Source organism: Rhodococcus sp. BH5 (assembly GCF_027583855.1).
GTDB lineage: Bacteria > Actinomycetota > Actinomycetes > Mycobacteriales > Mycobacteriaceae > Rhodococcus_F > Rhodococcus_F qingshengii.
On record NZ_JAJHVW010000012.1, the window covers coordinates 167,073 to 186,832 of the forward strand.

Annotated in this window: 22 protein-coding genes; 10 read left to right on the plus strand and 12 right to left on the minus strand. The window is 63.4% G+C overall.

The window, feature by feature from the left end:
* The first annotated feature begins 20 nt into the window (after positions 1-20).
* Positions 21-410, plus strand: coding sequence for a VOC family protein (locus RhoBH5_RS26015; RefSeq protein ID WP_003941917.1), 390 nt, complete (start codon positions 21-23; stop codon positions 408-410).
* Between the two features lie 80 nt (positions 411-490).
* Here the strand turns inward: RhoBH5_RS26015 and RhoBH5_RS26020 are convergent, their stop codons facing one another.
* The 5 genes from RhoBH5_RS26020 to RhoBH5_RS26040 are packed head-to-tail and all read right to left on the minus strand — an operon-like array spanning position 491 to position 6,087.
* Entirely contained in the window at positions 491-850 is a 360-nt protein-coding gene (locus tag RhoBH5_RS26020) for a hypothetical protein (protein ID WP_003942018.1), read from the minus strand.
* Positions 851-852: 2 nt separating this feature from the next.
* On the minus strand, positions 853-1,611 hold the full coding sequence (locus tag RhoBH5_RS26025; RefSeq protein ID WP_003941866.1) for an ABC transporter ATP-binding protein: 759 nt from the start codon (positions 1,609-1,611) through the stop codon (positions 853-855).
* The gene (locus tag RhoBH5_RS26030; RefSeq protein ID WP_003942056.1) at positions 1,608-2,351 is read right to left on the minus strand and encodes an ABC transporter ATP-binding protein; all 744 of its coding nucleotides are present in this window, start codon (positions 2,349-2,351) and stop codon (positions 1,608-1,610) included. The genes RhoBH5_RS26025 and RhoBH5_RS26030 overlap by 4 nt, the downstream gene beginning before the upstream one ends.
* Positions 2,344-4,602 (minus strand): ABC transporter permease, encoded by a 2,259-nt coding sequence (locus tag RhoBH5_RS26035; RefSeq protein ID WP_063314759.1) that lies wholly within the window; start codon positions 4,600-4,602, stop codon positions 2,344-2,346. The genes RhoBH5_RS26030 and RhoBH5_RS26035 overlap by 8 nt, the downstream gene beginning before the upstream one ends.
* Before the next feature lie 60 nt (positions 4,603-4,662).
* Entirely contained in the window at positions 4,663-6,087 is a 1,425-nt protein-coding gene (locus RhoBH5_RS26040; protein ID WP_270008953.1) for an ABC transporter substrate-binding protein, read from the minus strand.
* 284 nt (positions 6,088-6,371) lie between these two features.
* Here RhoBH5_RS26040 and RhoBH5_RS26045 point away from each other — a divergent pair, with 284 nt between their 5' ends.
* From RhoBH5_RS26045 to menE, 5 genes are read left to right on the plus strand one after another with little or no spacing between them, the layout of a single operon-like run.
* Positions 6,372-7,571: an inorganic phosphate transporter gene (locus RhoBH5_RS26045; RefSeq protein ID WP_007728486.1), complete on the plus strand. Its 1,200-nt coding sequence runs from the start codon at positions 6,372-6,374 to the stop codon at positions 7,569-7,571.
* Positions 7,572-7,586: 15 nt separating this feature from the next.
* Positions 7,587-7,850: a hypothetical protein gene (locus RhoBH5_RS26050; RefSeq protein ID WP_003942079.1), complete on the plus strand. Its 264-nt coding sequence runs from the start codon at positions 7,587-7,589 to the stop codon at positions 7,848-7,850.
* A 54-nt stretch (positions 7,851-7,904) separates the two neighbouring features.
* The gene (locus RhoBH5_RS26055) at positions 7,905-8,240 is read left to right on the plus strand and encodes a DUF3349 domain-containing protein (RefSeq protein ID WP_003941853.1); all 336 of its coding nucleotides are present in this window, start codon (positions 7,905-7,907) and stop codon (positions 8,238-8,240) included.
* Between the two features lie 4 nt (positions 8,241-8,244).
* A complete protein-coding gene (locus RhoBH5_RS26060) occupies positions 8,245-8,547 on the plus strand; it encodes a DUF3349 domain-containing protein (RefSeq protein ID WP_003941976.1) in 303 nt (100 codons plus the stop codon).
* Complete coding sequence (menE, locus tag RhoBH5_RS26065) at positions 8,544-9,683, plus strand: o-succinylbenzoate--CoA ligase (RefSeq protein WP_270008954.1); 1,140 nt, start codon at positions 8,544-8,546, stop codon at positions 9,681-9,683. Before RhoBH5_RS26060 ends, menE begins: the two co-directional genes overlap by 4 nt.
* Before the next feature lie 54 nt (positions 9,684-9,737).
* On the opposite strand, the gene RhoBH5_RS26070 is transcribed toward menE, so the two are convergent.
* Complete coding sequence (locus RhoBH5_RS26070) at positions 9,738-10,631, minus strand: type IV toxin-antitoxin system AbiEi family antitoxin domain-containing protein (RefSeq protein WP_050768582.1); 894 nt, start codon at positions 10,629-10,631, stop codon at positions 9,738-9,740.
* 154 nt (positions 10,632-10,785) lie between these two features.
* Here RhoBH5_RS26070 and RhoBH5_RS26075 point away from each other — a divergent pair, with 154 nt between their 5' ends.
* Together RhoBH5_RS26075 and RhoBH5_RS26080 are read left to right on the plus strand one after the other, a co-directional pair.
* The gene (locus RhoBH5_RS26075; RefSeq protein ID WP_047268898.1) at positions 10,786-11,793 is read left to right on the plus strand and encodes an ATP-binding cassette domain-containing protein; all 1,008 of its coding nucleotides are present in this window, start codon (positions 10,786-10,788) and stop codon (positions 11,791-11,793) included.
* Positions 11,790-12,617, plus strand: coding sequence for an ABC transporter permease (locus RhoBH5_RS26080; RefSeq protein ID WP_003941848.1), 828 nt, complete (start codon positions 11,790-11,792; stop codon positions 12,615-12,617). The genes RhoBH5_RS26075 and RhoBH5_RS26080 overlap by 4 nt, the downstream gene beginning before the upstream one ends.
* A gap of 21 nt (positions 12,618-12,638) precedes the next feature.
* Here RhoBH5_RS26080 and RhoBH5_RS26085 read toward each other — a convergent pair whose 3' ends face one another.
* Positions 12,639-15,887, minus strand: a complete 3,249-nt coding sequence (locus RhoBH5_RS26085; protein ID WP_270008955.1) for a BTAD domain-containing putative transcriptional regulator — start codon at positions 15,885-15,887, stop codon at positions 12,639-12,641.
* Positions 15,888-15,936: 49 nt separating this feature from the next.
* Here RhoBH5_RS26085 and RhoBH5_RS26090 point away from each other — a divergent pair, with 49 nt between their 5' ends.
* Positions 15,937-16,806 carry a 1,4-dihydroxy-2-naphthoate polyprenyltransferase gene (locus tag RhoBH5_RS26090; RefSeq protein ID WP_007728497.1) on the plus strand — a complete coding sequence of 290 codons (870 nt, stop codon included), beginning with the start codon at positions 15,937-15,939 and terminating at the stop codon, positions 16,804-16,806.
* Between the two features lie 12 nt (positions 16,807-16,818).
* Here the strand turns inward: RhoBH5_RS26090 and RhoBH5_RS26095 are convergent, their stop codons facing one another.
* The 5 genes from RhoBH5_RS26095 to RhoBH5_RS26115 are packed head-to-tail and all read right to left on the minus strand — an operon-like array spanning position 16,819 to position 19,220.
* The gene (locus RhoBH5_RS26095; protein ID WP_003941998.1) at positions 16,819-17,199 is read right to left on the minus strand and encodes a phage holin family protein; all 381 of its coding nucleotides are present in this window, start codon (positions 17,197-17,199) and stop codon (positions 16,819-16,821) included.
* A 49-nt stretch (positions 17,200-17,248) separates the two neighbouring features.
* The gene (locus RhoBH5_RS26100; RefSeq protein WP_270008956.1) at positions 17,249-17,815 is read right to left on the minus strand and encodes a Clp protease N-terminal domain-containing protein; all 567 of its coding nucleotides are present in this window, start codon (positions 17,813-17,815) and stop codon (positions 17,249-17,251) included.
* Positions 17,816-17,820: 5 nt separating this feature from the next.
* Positions 17,821-18,072: an HTH domain-containing protein gene (locus RhoBH5_RS26105; protein WP_003941869.1), complete on the minus strand. Its 252-nt coding sequence runs from the start codon at positions 18,070-18,072 to the stop codon at positions 17,821-17,823.
* 54 nt (positions 18,073-18,126) lie between these two features.
* A complete protein-coding gene (locus RhoBH5_RS26110) occupies positions 18,127-18,864 on the minus strand; it encodes a lysophospholipid acyltransferase family protein (protein WP_270008957.1) in 738 nt (245 codons plus the stop codon).
* Between the two features lie 47 nt (positions 18,865-18,911).
* Positions 18,912-19,220 carry a helix-turn-helix domain-containing protein gene (locus RhoBH5_RS26115; RefSeq protein ID WP_270008958.1) on the minus strand — a complete coding sequence of 103 codons (309 nt, stop codon included), beginning with the start codon at positions 19,218-19,220 and terminating at the stop codon, positions 18,912-18,914.
* Between the two features lie 184 nt (positions 19,221-19,404).
* Here RhoBH5_RS26115 and RhoBH5_RS32740 point away from each other — a divergent pair, with 184 nt between their 5' ends.
* Positions 19,405-19,569, plus strand: a complete 165-nt coding sequence (locus tag RhoBH5_RS32740) for a helix-turn-helix domain-containing protein (RefSeq protein ID WP_442972474.1) — start codon at positions 19,405-19,407, stop codon at positions 19,567-19,569.
* Positions 19,570-19,760: the final 191 nt, after the last annotated feature.

Here is a 19,760-nt window from a genome sequence, read left to right on the forward strand (position 1 = left end):
GTGCGAGAGGGAGGTCGGACGTGGAGATTCTGAGCAGTCGGACGATATTGCGCCCGAGCGAGTACGAACGAACGCTGAGCTTCTACCGAGACACCCTCGGTCTGGCGATCGCTCGTGAATATCCCGGCGGCACAGTCTTCTTCGCCGGCCAAGGTCTGATCGAAGTCGCTGCGCACGGCGGCACCGGCGAGGGCGGCTTTCGCGGCGCGATCTGGCTGCAGGTCCGGGACCTCACTGCCGTTCAGACCGAACTGGTTCTCGCCGGGGTCAAGATCGCGCGCGAGGCAAGACAGGAACCGTGGGGTCTACACGAGATGTGGATCGCCGACCCGGACGGGACACCGATCGTGATGGTGCAGATCCCGGAGGACCATCCCATCCGACGCGATTCCCGGCCACCGTCCGCGTAGTCGAGACACCGCTGTAGCCGAGCAATGACAGATGCCCGCCACGACTTTCGTGGCGGGCATCTGTCGGTTCTTCGCAGAGATCAGTTGCGCGTGCTCAGCGCCTGAGAGATCTGATCTGTCTGTGCCTGGCCCTCGAGCAGTTGGCGAACCAACCACAGCCGCAGCACCTTTGCCACCGATGCGGCCAGGAAGAGTGCGGCACCGACCACTGTCAGGGCGAGGAAAACCACGGTGAGGATCTGGTACGACACCAGATCCCGCAGGTCCGAGAGCGTCAGCGAAGAGATGTAGACGACGAAGGCGCCGACCACTCCGACGACCATGAGCACCAGGCCCGCGATGCGCGTCGCCGCGTCGCCGCCTGCCTGCTTCTTGTCCAGCTTCAACTCTGCGATGTTCTTCTTGAATTCCTCACGGCGATCTTCGGCGAGAGTAGTCATCGTCATCCTCCTAGATAACTGGTAGAAAGTTCGTTTTCGATGTCGTGTGGATCGCCGGTCTTGACGACGCGTCCCTGCAACATCAGTGCGGCCGAGGTCGCGATGGGCAGCACCGCTCGCGCGAACTGCTCGGCGACGAGAATGGAAATGCCTTCGGCTGCAAGCGAGCCGACGACGTCGTACATCTGCGAGACGATTCGAGGTGCGAGACCCATCGACAGCTCGTCGAGCAGGAGCACCGTCGGGTGAGTGCCGAGTGCCCGTGACAGCGCCAGCATCTGCTGCTCACCACCGGACATCGATCCGGCCAACTGTCCGCGCCGCTCCCCCAGGATCGGGAACCTGCCGTACGCAACCTCTTCGAGTTCGGCCAGCCCGACGCCCGTTCCGGTGGCGATCCACAGGTTTTCCCGCACAGTGAGGTTGGCGAAGATCCCGCGTCCTTCGGGGATGGAGCAGACCCCCAGCCGAGCCAACTCCGAAGGCTCGACTCCGTTCACGACCTGGCCCGCGAGCCGGAACTCGCCGCGGGTGACCGGAAGGACGCCCGAGCAGATCTTGAGCGTCGACGTCTTGCCGCCGCCGTTGGGTCCGAGTAGCGCCACCACGGCGCCCGGTTCCAGAATCAGGTCCACCCCGTGCAGAACTTCGATGGATCCGTAACCGGCGCGGACACCGGACAGTTCGAGCAACGGTTCGGCGCGGTCGGGGCTGCGTATACCCTCGTCGATTTTCGCCTCGCCAATTTTCGCTGAAGTCATACCGCCTCCTCCTCGGTCCCGATGTAGGCCGCGATCACTTCCGGATCCGTCCGGATCTTCTCCGGATCACCCGAGGCGAGGACTGCGCCGTAGTCGAGCACGTGGATGGTCGAGCACACTTTCATCACCAGCGGAATGTCGTGCTCCACCAGACAGATTCCGAGTCCACCCGCAGCAAGTTCGGTGAGCATCTCGGCAAAGACCTCGGTTTCCTGCTCCGTCTGACCCGAGGCCGGTTCGTCGAGCAGAAGCACTCGCGGATCGGTCATGAGCGCCCGTGCAACTTCGACGACGCGGGCGCGTCCGGTGGGGATGTCCGCGACGTCCTTGTCCGCGACATCCGTGAGCCCGGTCAGCTCCAGCAGGCGATCGGTCTCGCCGTCCACGTCGATCTTGTTGCGGCCGTTCGCCTTGTGGATGTCTCCCGCGACGCGCAGGTTGTCACGCACCGACAGCGAGACGAACAGTTCGAGCCGCTGGAAGGTACGTGCCAGCCCGCGCCCCGCCCGCTTGTGCGGCGGCAGCTTCGTCACGTCGACGCCACCGAGGAACACCTGACCGGAGGTGGGTTTCTGCAGCCCGGTGATGGTGTTGAAGAGCGTCGTCTTGCCGGCACCGTTCGGTCCGATGAGTCCTGTCACGGTGCCGGGTTGCACGGTGAGCGAAACGTCCTTGACCGCGACGTGTCCACCGAAACGAACGCTCACACCGCGCGTTTCGAGAAGTGGTGTATCAGACATGGACGGTCAACTCCTTCGGCGAGCCACCCTGGTACTGAGGAATCCCCAGTTCGCGGTCGATCTCGTCACGGATCTCGGGGCTGTAAGGGACATCGATCCCGATGTCCTCGGGAACGACTGTCGCTTTGGCGGCCAGTTCCTCCGGAGTGAGAACCGCGCTGGGCATGACCATCTCACCGATCACCGGCAGCATGAACACCACCGCGATCGTGATGGACGCGAACCACCAGTTGCCGAGTACACCGGTCAGAGCAAGGACGTAGGTCAGCAGAACGACTGCGGCGCCGCCGATCAGAACAGGCTTGGCACCGGCGAGCCGTCGGTAGCCCTCGATCACGCTGTGGACCGTTCCGCTGGGGTTCGCGCCGACGCCGATGCCGATCAGTGCCGGGCTGACTGCCGCGATGTTGCCGAAGAGCAGCCACATTCCCTCCAACTCCGGTTGCGCCGAAGCCAGATTGGTGAACGAGACCATGATGACCGCAAACCCGATTCCGGCCATCAGTCCTCCGAACAGGGCGCCGGTGACGTATCCGATACCCGCGACGACGGTCAGCATGAGCAGCGAGAGGCTGACCATGATGGCAAAGCTCTCGCCCGAGACGGACCCCATGGCGCTCGACATCAGAATGCCGCCGAGACCGGCGATCCCCGAAGAGATCATGAAGACACTCAGCTTGAGCCGAACCAGGCTCTGTCCGAGCATGGCCGAACCGGCCGGGCTGTCCTTCATCGCAGCGAGTCGGCGCCCGTAGCCGCTGTTACGCAACGCGATGACGCCGACGCCGAGTATCGAGAACAGCGCGGTCACGGTCATCAGGAACACCGTCTCGTTGCTCAGATCGAGCGGACCGATCTTCAGCGGAGGGAGGGCGATGTTCCCGTCCTTGAACAGCGAGTACTTCATGCCGAACATCTCGTGTTCGGTGGTGTCACGAAGAACCATGTTGGAGAGGAACACTCCGAAGGCCATGGTTGCCAGCGCGAGATACAGCCCTCTCAGCCGCAGCGCCGGTAGGGCGACGAGGCCACCGATCACGGCGGTGACGAGGACTCCGACGACGATGCCCCACAGGTTGAGGTGCGCAGCCAACCCGGAACCGGAGATCCCGAAGTGGAAGGCCACGATGGTAGCGATAGCGCCGAAAGACACCGGCGCCAAGTTCAATTCACCCGCGTAACCGGTGAGGAGTGTGAGCGAGAGCGCGATGATCGCGAACGTCATTCCGATGGTCAGTGTGGTGACGGCGGAGGTCACCATCAGCAGACGGATCAGGTACACGATGACGATCAGTGCCACGCCCCAGACGACGGCCTTGCGCACGCTCGGAACGTGGTACCGCTCACGGGTGCGAGTGACCGCACCACGCAGGCGGTCCTGAGGTAGGACGATGAGTACGACGAACAGCGCGATCATCGGTAGGGAGACACGGAAATTCGACGTCCAACTCCAACTTGTCGGGAAGTACGCCAATACGTACGTACCGGCAAGCCCGAGAACCACGGCGCCGACAAACGTGCGTGGGATGCTGCGCAACCGGCCGAACATGGCCGCGGCAAACGCGTCGATCACCAAGAGTGTCAACATGTTCGCCTCGAGTGTGCCGCCACTGATCGGGGTGATCAGGATGCCGGCCAGGACTGCGAGCGTCGAACCCATCGCCCAGGACAGTGCCGCAAGACGCTCCGGATTGTGGCCGTTGAGGCGCAACAGTTCCGGATCGTCGACGACGCCGCGCATCGCGACACCGGCGCGGGTGCGCGTGAACAGGATGCGCAGGCCGACAGCGATGGCGATCGCAACGAGGATGCAGATCAACTCGTGGTAGCGGATGCTCGCGCCGAACACCGTGATCTTGGACTGGTCGCCGAAGAACATCTGCATCGTCCGAGCGGTCTCGGGGTGCCAGAACCAGTGCGAGATCGAGAGCATTCCGAGCAGGATCGAGACCGTCACAACGATTTTGGTGACCTCGGCGGTATCGCGCAGACCCTTCATGATCAGGACGTAGAGGCCGAGACCCATCAGTGGCCCGACCAGGACGAGTGAAATCAGCAAAGCGACGACGGTGGGAAGTTCCCAGCCGTAGCGCAACTGCCAGTAGATGAACGCACCGAGCATTGCCTGTGCACCGTGCGCGAAGTTGAAGATGCCTGACGTGTTGTACGTGAGTACCAGCCCGGAGGCGGCGATCGCGTACACGGACCCCAGGACCAGGCCCAGGATCGTGAAAGTGACAAAAGTGTTCATGGCTGAACCCTCGTTAGGGACTCGGGCGGCGGTTGGCGCTCGCCGCCCGAGTCGGAAGAATCAGGACTGCGGCTTGATGACGTTGGCGTTCTGGTACTTCGTCGACACGCGGTCAGCGCCGAGTTCGGTTCCCCAGGTGCTCTTGTCGGTCGCGACGAGGTACTTGGGGTCACACTTGAATTCGCCCGCGGTGGACGGGAACGCCTGCGCGTAGGTACTGCCCTTCAGAGAGGTCATGAGTCCGCAGGTGGCCGGCATGTTCTTGCCGGGATCGGTGACGGCGTGCAATCCGCCGCCGTCCCACTCGTGAATGTTCGAGAGTTCGTTCACCATGCACTGACGCGTCAGATCGCTACCGCACTCGTCCGCGGCGGCCGCCCACAGCAGGAACGACGACGCCGCCTGCATACCGAGGAGCGCGGTCTTGCCACCCTGCTCGGAGACCAGATCCACGTACTTCTTCACTGCGGGCACCTTGTCCGCGTTCTCGAGCATCTGGAAGGTCATGCCCGCGTTGAGGTTGTCGAGCAGTCCGGTGTCCTTGTTCCAATCGGAGACGGTCGCGCCGTACCAGGTGGCTTCACCGAAGAACATGGGATCGATCCCGACCTGGTCGAGGGCCTTCACGAAGTTCAGCTCCGACGGGCTTGCCGATCGTGACGTCCAGATCCCCTTCGCGCCGCACTCCTTGTACTTCTCGGCGAACGGCACATAGCTCGATTCCCCCTCGTAGTTGAGGGTGACGCCGCAATCCTTGAGCTTGAAACCCGCAGCCTCGGCGATCGAGCGAATCTTCGTGGTGGAGCTGATGATCGTGGGCATCGTGCTGTTGACGACGTCGAAGTCGTTCACCAGATCGGGGTGCATCTCGGCCATCTGGAACCACTGCGAACCGTTCGCGTAGTCGACCGGGAACGGGACACCCTGGAATGTCATCGGTCCGTTGGCTGCGTCGGGTGACACGGTGAAGCCTGGCACGGACACCAGGTTGCACGCGACACGCGTCTGCTCGGCGGTCTGATCCATCGCGAAGCCGTAGCCGACCATCATGAACTGGCTCGCGCACGCTTCCTGCATGACCGAGTTGGCCTGCGTCATCGCGGCGTCGTAGTCGGTTCCGACGACCTTGCGGCCGTTGATGCCGCCCTGATCGTTGCACCAAGAGATGAGCGCGTTCACCGCATCGCTCATTTCCTTGTTCAGCCCAGGAGACTTCACATAACCGCGGTCGTCACCGAACCCGATCTTGATCTCGGTGTCGCTGACGCCTTGATCGGTTGCGCCGGTGGCATCGCCTTCACCGCAGGGCGAATCGAGGGTGCCGAACTTCGCGTCGGATGTGCTCGACGCAAGGTCGGCGCTGACGCCGGGTCCGCCGACAGCGACGGCGTAGGGATCGTCACCACGATTCGATGCGCAGGCTGACGCCAGAACGGCGGTCGCGGCGAGTGCCACGATCAGCTTCGTGGACTTGTTGGGCTTCACGGTCGGAGCTCTCCTTCTCACTGACAGACACCGAGAAACAGGGGTGAAACCCCTGTTCCGGTGCGCTCGGTGCCCGTAGGTAATCAGCGTTTAAAACGGTCCGAATGTGCCTTCCCGGTGAGTGAGACCAAAAAGTGAGGTCCCACACAGGGTTCCGATTTCGTGGCGCTGAACACATCGCGAACGGCAGCGCCGCAGCCCACGCGCGGGGACGTACTCCGCGGAGCCCCTGTTCGCATCCCGTTCGCTGTACTTTTACGCGTTCGATACGCACAATTCACGTTGTGACCGCAGAGCTCGTAATCCTCCTGGTGGTAGTTGTCACCGCCCTCGCGTTCGATTTCACGAATGGTTTTCACGACACCGGTAACGCAATGGCCACCTCCATCGCGACCGGAGCACTCAAGCCCAAAGTTGCGGTCACACTTTCCGCGATCCTGAACCTGGTCGGTGCGTTCCTGTCCGTCGAGGTCGCTGCGACCGTGGCCAAAGGCGTCGTCAACCTCGGCGCGGTCAGTGGGCAGGATCTGCTGCTGATCGTCTTCGCCGGTCTCGTCGGCGGAATCATCTGGAATCTGGCGACCTGGCTGCTCGGATTGCCGTCGAGCTCCTCACACGCACTGTTCGGCGGATTGATCGGCGCCGCAATCGCCTCCATCGGTATGGGCGGCGTCGAGTGGGGTGGAGTTCTGACCAAGGTCGTCGTCCCCGCGATCCTCGCGCCGGTCGTCGCGGCCCTGGTCGCAGGCGTCGGTACCAAGCTCGTGTACCGAATCACCGCATCCGTCAAGGAAGACGAGCGTGAGCGCGGTTTCCGTTTCGGCCAGATCGGCACCGCCTCGCTGATCTCACTTGCGCACGGCACCAATGACGCCCAGAAGACTATGGGCGTCATCTTTTTGGCCCTGGTCGCTCACGGCACCATCACCGCCGAGACCGAGATGCCGTTCTGGGTGAAGTTCACCTGTGCCGTCGCGATCGCTCTCGGCACCTACCTGGGCGGTTGGCGCATCATCCGCACCCTGGGCAAGGGCCTTGTCGAGATCGCCGCGCCGCAGGGTCTGGCAGCCGAAGCGTCGTCCGCCGCCATCATTCTCACGTCGAGCCACCTCGGACTCCCCCTCTCGACCACCCACGTCGCCACCGGATCGATCCTCGGTACCGGCATCGGGCGCAAGGGCGCCGAGGTCCGCTGGGGCGTCGCAGGCCGGATGGCCGCCGCCTGGTTGATCACCTTGCCGTCGGCTGCAGTGGTCGGCGCCATCTGCTGGGCACTCGCGCATCTGATCGGCGGCCTGGCCGGCGTGCTCGTCGTCTTCGCTGCCCTCATCGCGTTCGCGATCTTCATGTACCTGCGTTCGCGTAAGGAACCCGTAGACGCCGCCAACGTGACCGCCGAATGGGACGAGAATCCGGATGCGACGGCTCGCGAGATTCCGACTGCTGATCCCACTCCGTCCACCGAACCCACTCGCAACTCCTGAAAGGGGCGCAAGAGAATGCATCTACTCACCGATACCCTCGATTCGCTCTGGCAGGTAGTGGCAGTCGGACTGCTCTTCGGAGCCGGACTGCCGGCGATCTTCGCCTTCGGCCTCAAGTCGCTGAGTCTGCCGAACGCCGACGGCACCGAAGGACCGTCCACCCTGGGTAAAATGGGTGCGTACCTCTGTTTTGCGGTCGTGCTCGTCACGATCTTCGCCGGAATTCTGTTGTTGATGAAGAACTTCTTGGCCAGCACGTTCGGAATCCACGTCTTCTGAGTGGTCGTCGCGGCGCACCACTGAAACCACCGAAACGAAAATGAGGCCGAGGATTTGAGCAAGTATTCATTGCGCAGCGTGCTCGACTGGCTGCGTGCCGGGTATCCCGAGGGCATCCCGGACAAGGATCATTTTGCGCTGCTCGCCGTTCTCCGTCGTCGTCTGACCGACGAGGAGATCGAGCAGGTCGTTTCGATGTCCATCGAGTCGGCACACGAAGTGCCGGACCGCCACGTCGACTACGACACCATCCGCGCCATCATCGAGGGAATCCTCAACGAGGAGCCGTCCGAGGACGACGTCGATCGTGTCACCGAAAGGCTGCGCGCAGGTGGGTGGCCGGTCATCGAAGACGTGGACACCGACAACGAAGTTCGAGACGTGAGCTGACGTCATGGCCCTTCCGCCCTTCCTCACGTCGATAGTCGGCTGGTTGCGGGCCGGCTATCCCAATGGCGTCCCCGAGCAGGACTACATCCCACTTTTCGCGCTCCTCACTCGCAGACTCTCCGAAACCGAGGTCGACGCCGTCGCCGACGCGTTGATCGAGGACGGCGATCTGCCCATCGAGAAGACCGACATCCAGGTCCTCATCACGAAGATCACCAACGAGATGCCACTCGAAACCGACGTCGACCGCGTACGAAGCCATCTGGCTGCCGGTGGTTGGCCGCTGGCCGGGCCGGACGTCCGGTGAACGTTCTTCGCACACTGGCCGTTCCACAGGGTGAGGCGGTCTTCGAGGTACTGCCTGCCATCGCGCAGATCCTGGACGGCGTGCACGACGCCGTGCTTCCCGTCCCGGCGGCCGACGCACGCGAGACGGCCCGACTGAGCGACGCTCTGCACCCCGATCAGCCCATCGACGACGGCATCTCGCTGGTGGTCGCCACGTCGGGGACCACCGGAACCCCGAAGGGCGCGATGCTCGCCGCGAGCGCACTGCGAGCCAGCGGCGACGCGACCCATGAACGCCTCGGCGGCACCGGATCCTGGTTGCTGGTTCTCCCCCCGCACCACATCGCCGGGATGCAAGTTCTGTTGCGCAGTGTCCTCGCCGGAACACAACCGGTGATCGTCGACGTCAGTGCGGGTTTCGACCCTGCAGCATTGCCGGGCGCTGTCGCCGCGATGAGCGGACCGCGCCGCTACACCTCGTTGGTGCCGACGCAGTTGGTCAAGGCACTCGGTGATCGCGCCGCGGTCGAGGCCCTGGCTTCGCTCGACGCGGTTCTGCTCGGCGGCGCTGCTACTCCCGCACCGGTACTCGCGCAGGCCACCGAAGCGGGCATCACCGTCGTCCGCACCTACGGGATGAGCGAAACGTCCGGCGGTTGCGTCTACGACGGAATCCCGTTGTCCGGAGCACAGATTCGTATCGACGACGGGCGAGTACTGCTGGGCGGTCCGATGCTCGCGTCCGGGTACCGCGGGCTTCCCGACCACCCTGCCTTCGCCGAACCCGGATGGTTCCGGACCGACGACGCCGGATCAGTGGTCGACGGGGTCCTGCGCATCAGCGGCCGGTTGGACGAGGCAATCTCCACCGGTGGGCTGACCGTCGTACCGCAGGTGGTCGAGGCCGCGCTGGCCGATCACCCCGCCGTTCGCGAGTGCGCGGTGATCGGCATCAAGGACCCGCGGCTGGGGCAGCGGGTGGTGGCCGTGGTCGTACCCGAGGGCGAAGCTCCGACGCTCGACGAACTGCGCGCATATGCTCAGCGGACACTCGACGTCACCGCGGCGCCGCGGGAACTCTTCGTCGTGGACGCGCTCCCCCTGCGTGGACCGGGAAAGCTCGACCGCGCCGCCCTGGTGGCTCGGTTCAGCTAGCAGCCGCAGCCCGATTGTTCAGCCGCAGGCCTGATCAGCGCCGCGGCTGCACAATCAGCGCGCGGCTCCGCGGAGGCAAGCCCGCTCGAACCTTTCGCGGACACGTTCGAAGTCGCGAAGATCCGCCCATACCCACCGGAACACCTCGAACCCCGCGTCCCGGATCGCGTCCTCCCGCAGTTTCTCGCGCTCTACCGCCCTCCCCGGATTGTCGCCGCGATACTTGACCATCCCGTCGAACTCGCCCACCACACCGTGCTCTTTCCAGAAGAAATCGACTCTCCCGATGAACCGGCCACCGTGACGGATCTCGTGCTGCAGGGTCGGCATCGGCCAACCGTCGTCGCGCATGCGTACCCGGCTGATGGACTCCCCCGGACTCTCGGCACCTGGTTCGATGAACGTCGCCGCCACTCGAGCGCGACTCATTCCCAGCCGTCCGCGCGCATGATCGAGCGAAGCGTCGACGTTCTCACGCCTCATCCCACGTCGCAGGGCGCAATCACCGATCACCACGGCGGTCTCGAACGGCGTCGTCCGTGCGAGGTCGACGAACGTTCGCGCAAGCGACGTGGTTGCGACGCCGTCGATCAGCACGACCTCCTCGGCCGGGACCACTGCCGGATGAAGATGCAAGGTTTGACTCTTCCGCCCACCCGAGCACCGGTTACGCGTCATGTGCACGGTGTCCAATCGCAATCCGCCGCAATCCAATCCGTGCATGACCGCTGCCGAAGCGTGGCTCACGATTGCGCCTGGTCCACAGCTTTCGGTGGCTACCATGACAGCGCAGCGGTGGCGTGCTCTCGCATCGAGTTCGCGGAAGTGATCGGCGCGCATGTAGATCCCCGCTGCGATTCGGTGCAGCTCGCCGCGCCTGACCGCTCGCTGCAACTGCGCGTCGCTGGTGCCGTCCCGGTGAGCCTGTGCCCGCGTAAGAATCTCCATGCAGCGAGCGTGATGCCGCCGCGCCCGCACACCGACAAGCAAGATCCGTCTGGGGATTGTTTGCCGGTTGTGGAGCACCGACCTCGCGCGCTGTGCAAGTAACCGCAAGTTCCACGCAAGGTCCATGCAAGATCGGTCTGCCAAGCTTCATCCCATGAACCACACAGCTTCGCCTCTTGCCATCGAGGCCGACGGACTCGTCAAGAAGTTCGGCGAGCACCGCGCGGTCGACGGCGTCAGCCTCACCGTCCCCACCGGCTCGGTGTTCGGCGTCCTCGGGCCGAACGGCGCCGGCAAGACCACCACCGTCCGCATGCTCGCCACTCTCCTTCGCCCCGACGGCGGTGAGGCGCGCATCTTCGGCCACGACGTCAGCCGTGAACCCACCGCGGTCCGATCCCTGATCGGCGTCACCGGTCAGTACGCCTCCGTCGACGAGGATCTGACCGCGACCGAGAACCTCGTGATCTTCTCCCGGTTGCTCGGCCTGAGCCGCCGCGATGCGCGCACCAAGTCCCTCGAACTCCTCGAGGAGTTCGATCTGGTCGAGGCCGCGACCAAACCGCTGAAGAACTTCTCCGGCGGCATGCGTCGACGCCTGGATCTGGCGGCAAGCCTGATCGCGCGCCCGCCGCTGCTGTTTCTCGATGAGCCCACCACCGGCCTCGATCCGCGCACCCGCGCCCAGATGTGGGAGACCATCCGGCGACTCGTCGCCGAGGGTTCGACGGTGTTGCTCACCACGCAGTACCTCGACGAAGCCGATCAACTGGCCGATCGCATCGCGGTGATCGACCGCGGCCGCGTGATCGCCAACGGCACCGCCGACGAACTCAAGGCTTCGGTCGGGATCTCCTCGCTCCAACTCAAGCTGGTCGATCGTGATCGCACCGAGGAGGCTCGCTCGCTCATCGCCGCCGCGCTGAGCGTCGAGGTGGGAGTCACTCCCGAGGTCGGGCGGATCACCGCACCACTGAGCGACCCGTCGATCACGGCGGACCTGTTGATCCGTCTGCGTGAGCAAGGTATCGCCGTCGACGAGATCAACGTACAGAAACCCAGCCTGGACGAAGTGTTCCTGACCATCACCGGGCACCAGCCCGAAGACGGTGGACGCAACGACGCCCAGTCCGACAACGACTCCGATCGGAGCGTCGCATGACAACCACCCTCACCAAACCCCGGTCGCCGATAGCCCAGCCGGATGCCGCACCCCGCCGCATCAGCCTGCAGCAGAGCTTCGCGAACACGTTCACGATGGCGTACCGCGGAATTCTCAAGATCAAGCACAACCCCGAGCAACTGTTCGACGTCGTCATCCAGCCGATCATCTTCACGTTGATGTTCACCTACATCTTCGGCGGCGCGATCGCCGGTGACGTGACGGCATATCTGCCGACGATCATCCCCGGCATCCTCGTCCAGACCGTCATCACCGGTTCCATCGTCACGGGCACTCAGCTTCGTGAGGACATGGACAAGGGCGTGTTCGACCGCTTCAAGTCCCTTCCCATCGCTCGTATCGCCCCGCTGTCCGGTGCATTGCTCGCCGACGTCGTGCGCTACGGCATCGCCACGACCATCACGTTCATCGTCGGTTTCGCGATGGGTTACCGCCCCGCAGGCGGCGTGGTCGGCATTCTGTCTGCCGCGATCCTGGTCATGGTGTGCGCGTTCTCCATCAGCTGGATCTTCGCTCTCATGGGCGTGCTGATGAACAAAGCGTCCACGGTGCAGGGTGTTTCGATGCTCGTGCTGTTCCCGCTGACGTTCCTGTCGAATGCGTTCGTCGATCCTGCCACCATGCCGAGTTGGCTTCAGAAGTTCGTGAACGTCAATCCGGTCTCACACCTGGTGACCGCGGTTCGCGAGCTGGCCAACGACGGCCACTTCGGTATCCACGTCGTGTGGTCGCTGGTGGGCGCCGCGGTGATCGTTGCCGTCATGGCACCTTTGACCGTGCGGATGTACATGCGCAAGACATAAGTCCCGCACCATCGTCCAGACCTAGTCCAGCACCGGTCCGCGAAGCGCAGCCAACACTGCTTCGCGGACCGCTCTGCGTGAGTAACCCGATACCTTCTCGGTTTCCACAGACCACCTGTCGGCTCCGACCAGACCAACCGCGAAGTCGGAGAGGCGCGCGTGATGGAGCGAGACGAAGTCTTGTCTCCCCGGCATTTTCAACGACAAAGCCATCAGTTCGACTCCGCGTTCGATGTTGCCCGTGACAAGATCGAACGACCCGATCGCCGACGCCAACGAACCCGCGAGCGGCAGGTCCGCGTAACCGTTGGGATCGAGCTTGAGAGCACTCGACTCCTTCATCTGCAGAACGCGGCCCGCCACCAGTTCGTGCCGGCCGTGAACTGCGTGAGCGCACACAGCCGCGGCACCGAGCAGAACGACGAAGGGATCACCGAAGATGTTCTCGATCGCAGAACCCAACAGCTCCAGCGCTTCTCGATACCGCGCCAAGCCCTCGTCGATACGGCCGTCCGCGAGATCCGCCTCGGCGATACTCGCTATGAGCGCCGCGCGCCGTTGATCGGTTTCGATGGCCCCGGTCCCACCCGAATGCGCCAATGCCGGACGTGCACGATCGAGAAGCACCCGACCACCAGCGGTGTCACCGGCCGCGATCATTGCTCCGGCTTGAAAGCAGATGAGCTGCATCGCCTCGTCACGCGCACCGAGGCGTTCCATCGACGCCGCCGCGATCGCGTAGAACTCGATGGCCTCGCCATAGCGGGCGGATTGGCTGTGAACCGACCCGACATGTTGGGCCGCCATCGCCAGACCCCACTCGTCACCGATGCTGGTGGCGTAGTCGAACAGAGTCTCCCCGTCCAGCAACGCACCGCGCAGATCTCCGATGTTCTCCCGCATGTTCGAACGCGCGGACAGCGCCGCCATTCGGGTCTCGGGATCGGAACTGCGAACGCCTTCGGCCACCAACCGCGCAAGTTTGTGGTTGGCGATCGCACTCGTGGTCAGCTTGATCAGAAATGCGAACAACGGACCGAGATCATCGCGCTCACGCAACAGCTTTCGAAGTCGGATCCGCGCACGGGCATGGTTTCGATCGGCCTCTCCGAAGAAGAGATGCATCGCCACCAGGATGAACGTAGCGCCCACCAGTTCTGCATTCACGTCGCGCAGATCGTTGTCCGCGGTCGCCCCGACGATCTTCGACGCCCAGTTCGAAATTTCCGAGTTCGATCCTCGTACGGCCCACAGAATCGCAAGGACGGGGAAGACGTTGGCTACGGTCACCGCGTCGCCGCGTTCCACGGCCCAGCGAAGTACAGCCAGAAGGTTGTCGTGCTCGGCGTCGAGGTCGGCAATCAGACGGAGCTGATCCGTCCGTGCACGCACGACGGCATCCTCGGCGATCGCAATCGCCCAGTCGTCGAGGCGCCGAATCACTTCCGGTCCCTCCCCGGACGCGGCGAGTTGCTCCTCGCCGTATTCACGGACAGTCTCGAGCATGTAGTACCGAAGATCTCCCTGCCCGTCGCTGACGGAAAGAAGTGACTGATTCACCAGCGCTTCGACGGCACTTGCCACATCGGTCAACTCGCCCCACCCGGCAACGGCTTGCGCCGAAGAAAGGGTGAAGCCGGCCGAGAATCGGCACAATCGACGCAACGCAATCTGATCCCCGCTGCCCAACAGATTCCAGCTCCAGTCGATCACCGCGTGCAGGGTGCGATGCCGATCCGGAGACGTCGGATCATCGGAGCGCAACAACGCGAACCTGTCTCGCAGTCTCGAACCGATTTCGTCGACGCTCATGGTGCGGACCCGCGCGGCAGCGAGCTCGATCGCCAGCGGGAGTCCGTCGAGCGTCGTACACAGCTTGACGACCGCGTCGACGTCCAGATGAACAGACGGCCGCACCGCACGGGCTCTCGCCGAGAAGAGTTCGACTGCCGAGCCGGTTCCGTCTTCGATCGCCAACGGCGGCAACGGGTACACCGCCTCGGCACTGATCATGAGCGGAGAACGACTGGTGGTCAGTACCGTCAGCTGACGACCGGCCGCGATCATCTCGGCCACGATCTCCGAACACGCGCCGATCACGTGCTCACAATTGTCGAGGATGAGCAACATCGGACCGGCGGACAGCGCCTCTTTGAGTCGCTCTCTCGCCGAATGCGTTCGGCCGACGGTCAATTTGCCTGGCGCCAGATCGGATTCGCTGATTCCGAGGGTGCCTCCGATGGCCGCGATGACATCTTCGCTGCTGCGCAACGACGCCAACTCCACGAGGACCACCGAGACGCCCGGCTGGTTCACGGATCCGCGCAGGCCCAATTCGTGTGCGAGACGGGTCTTTCCGGCGCCACCAGGTCCGAGAATGGTGACGACGCGCGAGCGGGCGAGCAAGGATTCGATCTGGTCGATGTCGTTGTCGCGACCGAGCAAGGTGTTGGGGGCAGCGCGGAGACCGATCGCACGGGCGGCCCGCGGTGTAGCCGCAGGTGCCCCGAGAAGTTCCGCGTTGAGAGTCACCAGTGCGGGTGACGGATCAGCGCCCAGGCGATTGGCGAGGTGGTTGCGGAACTCCGCGAACACTTCGAGTGCCTCGTTGACTCGGCCTGCTCCGGCGAGCGCACGCATCAACGCCTCGGCCGCTGTGTCGTCGAATGGGCTCGCCAGATGGCGTCCGCGCACCAGGGGAATGGCTGCCGCGTACTCCCCCAATGTGAGCAACGCGTCGATCTGCGCCGTCTCCAGTTCGTCGTACACCCGGCCTGCGTCGAGCGCCAGACGATCTGCAACGTCGCCGACGACGTCACTCCCGGGGGTACCGCGCCACAGGCGCAATGACGCGGTCGTGACTGCGAGCGCTTCGGACGCGTCGGCGCCGACGGTGCGCAGACCACGGGCGGCGTCCGCAGCCCTGGCCAGGTCGACACGCTCCCGAGCGAGAGTGAGCCGGTATCCGGCCGCCGTGACTTCGAGGGCCCCGTCCGGGAGTGCAGATCGCAGGCGCGAGACCTGAGTGTGGAGGGCGTTCATCGGTGAGCGCGGCGGCTCCAGCCCCCAGACGTCGTCGATCAGGCTCTGCGCGGTACGTGGCTCACCCGGATTGCGAGCTAGCGCAACCAGCAGAGTTCGAGCTCGCGGACCCGGCAACGGAACCAGACGATCGCCCACTTTGGTCGAAACGGGTCCGAGCAAGGCAATGTCTGCCAGGTCTTCGCCCGACTGCGCGTACCTGGCGCGCTCACTCACGTCTCGAGTCATGTGCTGATCCACCGCGTTCGATCGTATTGCACAGTGCAAAGATCGTTGTATGGCAACAGCTGCTCAATGGATCGAAGGCGCGAGGCCGCGCACACTCCCGAACGCGATTGCGCCCGTGCTGGTCGGCACCGGAGCCGCGGCGTCCCTGGACCTCGCAGTGTGGTGGAAGGCGCTCCTGGCACTGATCGTCTCCTTGGCCTTGATCGTCGGGGTGAATTTCGCGAACGACTACTCCGACGGAATCCGCGGAACGGACGACGACCGCGTCGGGCCACTGCGCTTGGTCGGATCGAAGTTGGTCAGTCCCGGAGCTGTGAAGGCCGCGGCGATCAGCTGCTTCACCGTTGCCGCGGTAGCCGGGTTCGTTCTGGCGGCGACCACAGCCTGGTGGCTGGTTGCGGTCGGCGTGTTCTGCATCATCGGTGCCTGGTTCTACACCGGCGGCAAGAAGCCTTACGGATACAGCGGGTTCGGCGAGATCGCCGTGTTCATCTTCTTCGGACTGATTGCAGTGCTGGGAACTCAGTTCGTACAGGCCGAGCGGGTGGATCTGGCCGGGCTGGCCGGCGCGATTGCCATCGGTTCGTTCTCGAGCGCGGTGCTCGTTGCCAACAATCTTCGAGACATCCCGACCGACACCGAGTCCGGAAAGATCACTCTCGCAGTCCGGCTCGGCGACGCCAGGACCCGCACGCTGCACGTGATCCTGCTGGCCGTCCCGTTCGTCGCGACCCTGCTGCTGATCCTGCGTACTCCGTGGGCATTGCTCGGATTGCTGGCGTTGCCACTGGCAATCCGAGCCAACGCCCCACTGCGTTCGGGCGGGCAGGGTATGGCCCTGATCCCCGCGTTGCGCGACACCGGACTCGCCATGCTCGTCTGGGGTGCGGCGACCGCAGTTGCGCTCAGTCTCGCCTGAAAGTCGACGGACTCAACGGTTGTCCGGGACGAACGCGCTGAGCAGGAAGTTCACGATCGAGATGATCAGCGCGCCCCAGACTGCCGTCCAGAAGCCGTCGACCGTCAAGCCGTAGGACGTTCCGGACGAGATCCACGCCGTCAGCATCAGCATGAGGGCGTTGATCACGAGCGTGAACAATCCGAGAGTCAGGATGAGCAGCGGTAGCGAGAGAAGCTGCACTACCGGCTTGATGAACGCGTTGACCACCGTGAAGATCAAAGCGATCACCGCGATTACGAGAACCGTGCCCCAGGTGCCGTTGTCGTGGTTGGCGATCGTGATGCCGGTGACCCACGCCGACGCCAGCCAGATGGCTATGCCGTTGATGATGAGACGTGCCAGAAATGTCATGTCTGAATGCTGGCACATCCCGCCCCGTGCATGCGGAGCCGTGCCGAATCTAGGCGGCGCGATTCATCTTCGCTTCCAAGCGCTCACGGATCACCGACATCGTGACCTGCGTTTCGAGGGCCTGACGGGTAGGCCCGTCGGCGACACGCAGGATGCCGAGCAGGATGTGTTCGGCGCCGATGGGATTGTCCTTGTGCGCGAGCGCTTCACGGAGCGAGAGTTCCAACACCTTCTTGGAGTCCTTCTCGAATCGTGAACGAGGGAACCTGAATCGGCTCTTGCGAGAAGTGTCGACGCCGTCCGGCACAGGAGTCTCGTCCAGCACACCTTCGCCGAAGGACTGCTCGAGACTCTCCCGAACCGCATCGAGATCGATGCCGATCGACTTGAGTATCTCGGCGTCGTCGTCGAAATTGTTGGAGCTACCTTCGTTCGATCCGGCGCCGGCGTGGCGGATCACGTCGAGCGTGACACCAGACTCGGTGAGCACCTCGGTGGCGATGCCCCGATCAGAGGTGAGCAGCGCGGTCAGAAGTTCCATCGGCGTGACAGGACCGGGGCCGGCGACAGCATCGACAACGACGCCTCGAGCCTGTGCGGAGAACCTTTCGAACATGGCAATTACCTGCCCTTCTCGCGCAGTGAACGCAGCATCGATTCCGACTGCGCGGACGCGTATTTCTTGTGGACGGCTTGACGGCTGACCTCGAGAGCTTCCGCGATCGCCTGCCAGGACCATCCGTGACGGCGCGCATTGGCGACCTGAATGGCCTCGAGTTTTTCGAGTAGACGACGCAGCGCTCGAACAGCACGCAATCCCTCGGTGGGATCCGGGCTACCGGCGGCAGCAGCGAGAGAGGTTGCTTCGGTCATGATGTCAATTTAGGTTGACAACCGGAATCTGTCAACCAAAATTGACAGGCGCGCCTAGTATCCGGCGACGGCCCCGTTCACTGCCACCTGCAAATCGGCCTGCACAGTTCGGGCGATATCCATCGGCTTGTCCGGAAGTTCGGTCACCGGCATTCCGACAAAGACACTCGCAGCCTTGACGTCGCCGGCCACCGGACCGTAATTGATGCCAATCGACACCAGAGCCGGTGAGCATCCCAACTTCTCGGCGCGCGCGACGATGTGGCCGATTCCGCTGTTGACGTGCTGCAGCCGCGTCGGATCTTCGGTGTTGCACGTCCCTTCCGGGAAAATCGCCAGACAGTCCCCGTTGCCCAGCCGCTCGGCCGCGACGTCCATCATCACTCGGCCGGCATCCGAAACTGCACGGAGGCCGTAGTTCTTGCTGCGAAAAACCGGGATGCTGCCCATCATGTCGACCTTCTTGCGCTGTGAAGGATCAACGAAGAGTTCGTCTTTGGCGAGGACCCGGGTCCGTCCGATCACTCGACGCAACGGAGTACGCCACGCGGTCGCGGCGAGCGTGAACTGGTCGCTCTCGGTCAGATGATTGACTGCCACGACCAACTGCGTCTTACGTTCCAGCAGAGTCTTCAGCGCACCTTCCGCACCCGGCGCGTACCTCACTCGCGGGCGGTACTTCAGCGCCAATGCGGCATAAGCGAGCTTCGCCACGAATCGGTTCTGCTGATGACTGCGGTAGTACTCGTACACAGCCTCGTAATTGTCGAGTGAAACTTCAGGATTGCCCATGATCCGCCCTCGCTGGAGAAGTGCCCCTTGACCAAACGATACACAACCTACGGTTGCGTAGGTTTCCCGGAGAAAACCCCACCAGCGTTGGCCTGACGAGGCATCCTCTGGCCGGTCATGACGTACATCAGATCCAAGTCTGCGAAGGCGCACACGCGCGTAACTTCCTCGACACCAAACTCGACCTTGCCCGTCATCCTCGCCGACAGCGTCTGCTGGGTCATGCCACTTGCCTCTGCAATACGTGCCTGAGAAATCCTCGGCAGCTTTCCCGCAAGCTCCTGGCGCACTCGTTTTGCCACCGCCGAGGCCACAGTCTCGCCGTCATTGTCTGTCAAATTCGTTGCGCTCGTCATGACGTTGATATTACATGCGTCGCTTGTAACGGCAAGTTCAGCGCTAGTAGACGCACTCTCCAATACGAACGAATCCGAATCATGAGCTTGTCATCTACGCGCCTGACGCGTAGTTTTCGTGATTGTGAACATGACACCAGCGCAACAGGTTGCCGCGAATGTTCGCAGTGAAGCCGCTAGGCAGATGATCTCGCAAACGCAGCTTGCGCGAGCGATTGGAATGAGCCAGCAAATGCTCTCCCAGCGAATGCTTGGACGAGTGGCGTTCGATGTCAACGAACTGACCGCGGTAGCGGCGTTCCTAGGAGTGCCTGTCGAGCACCTTCATTGCACAACTGCCGTCGCCTAACTCACCCCACAAAAAATGCCCGCCCGGTCTCTCACCACCGGACGGGCCATCCCCCAGAAAGGAACTCTGATGCCAAATTCTACGGCACCACACAACCCCCTCACCCACGACGACGTGCGCGCCATCGTGAGCGAGGAGATCGACAAGGCTTTAGTTGCGAGATTCGAGCGCGGCAAGTCTGTGACGAAGCT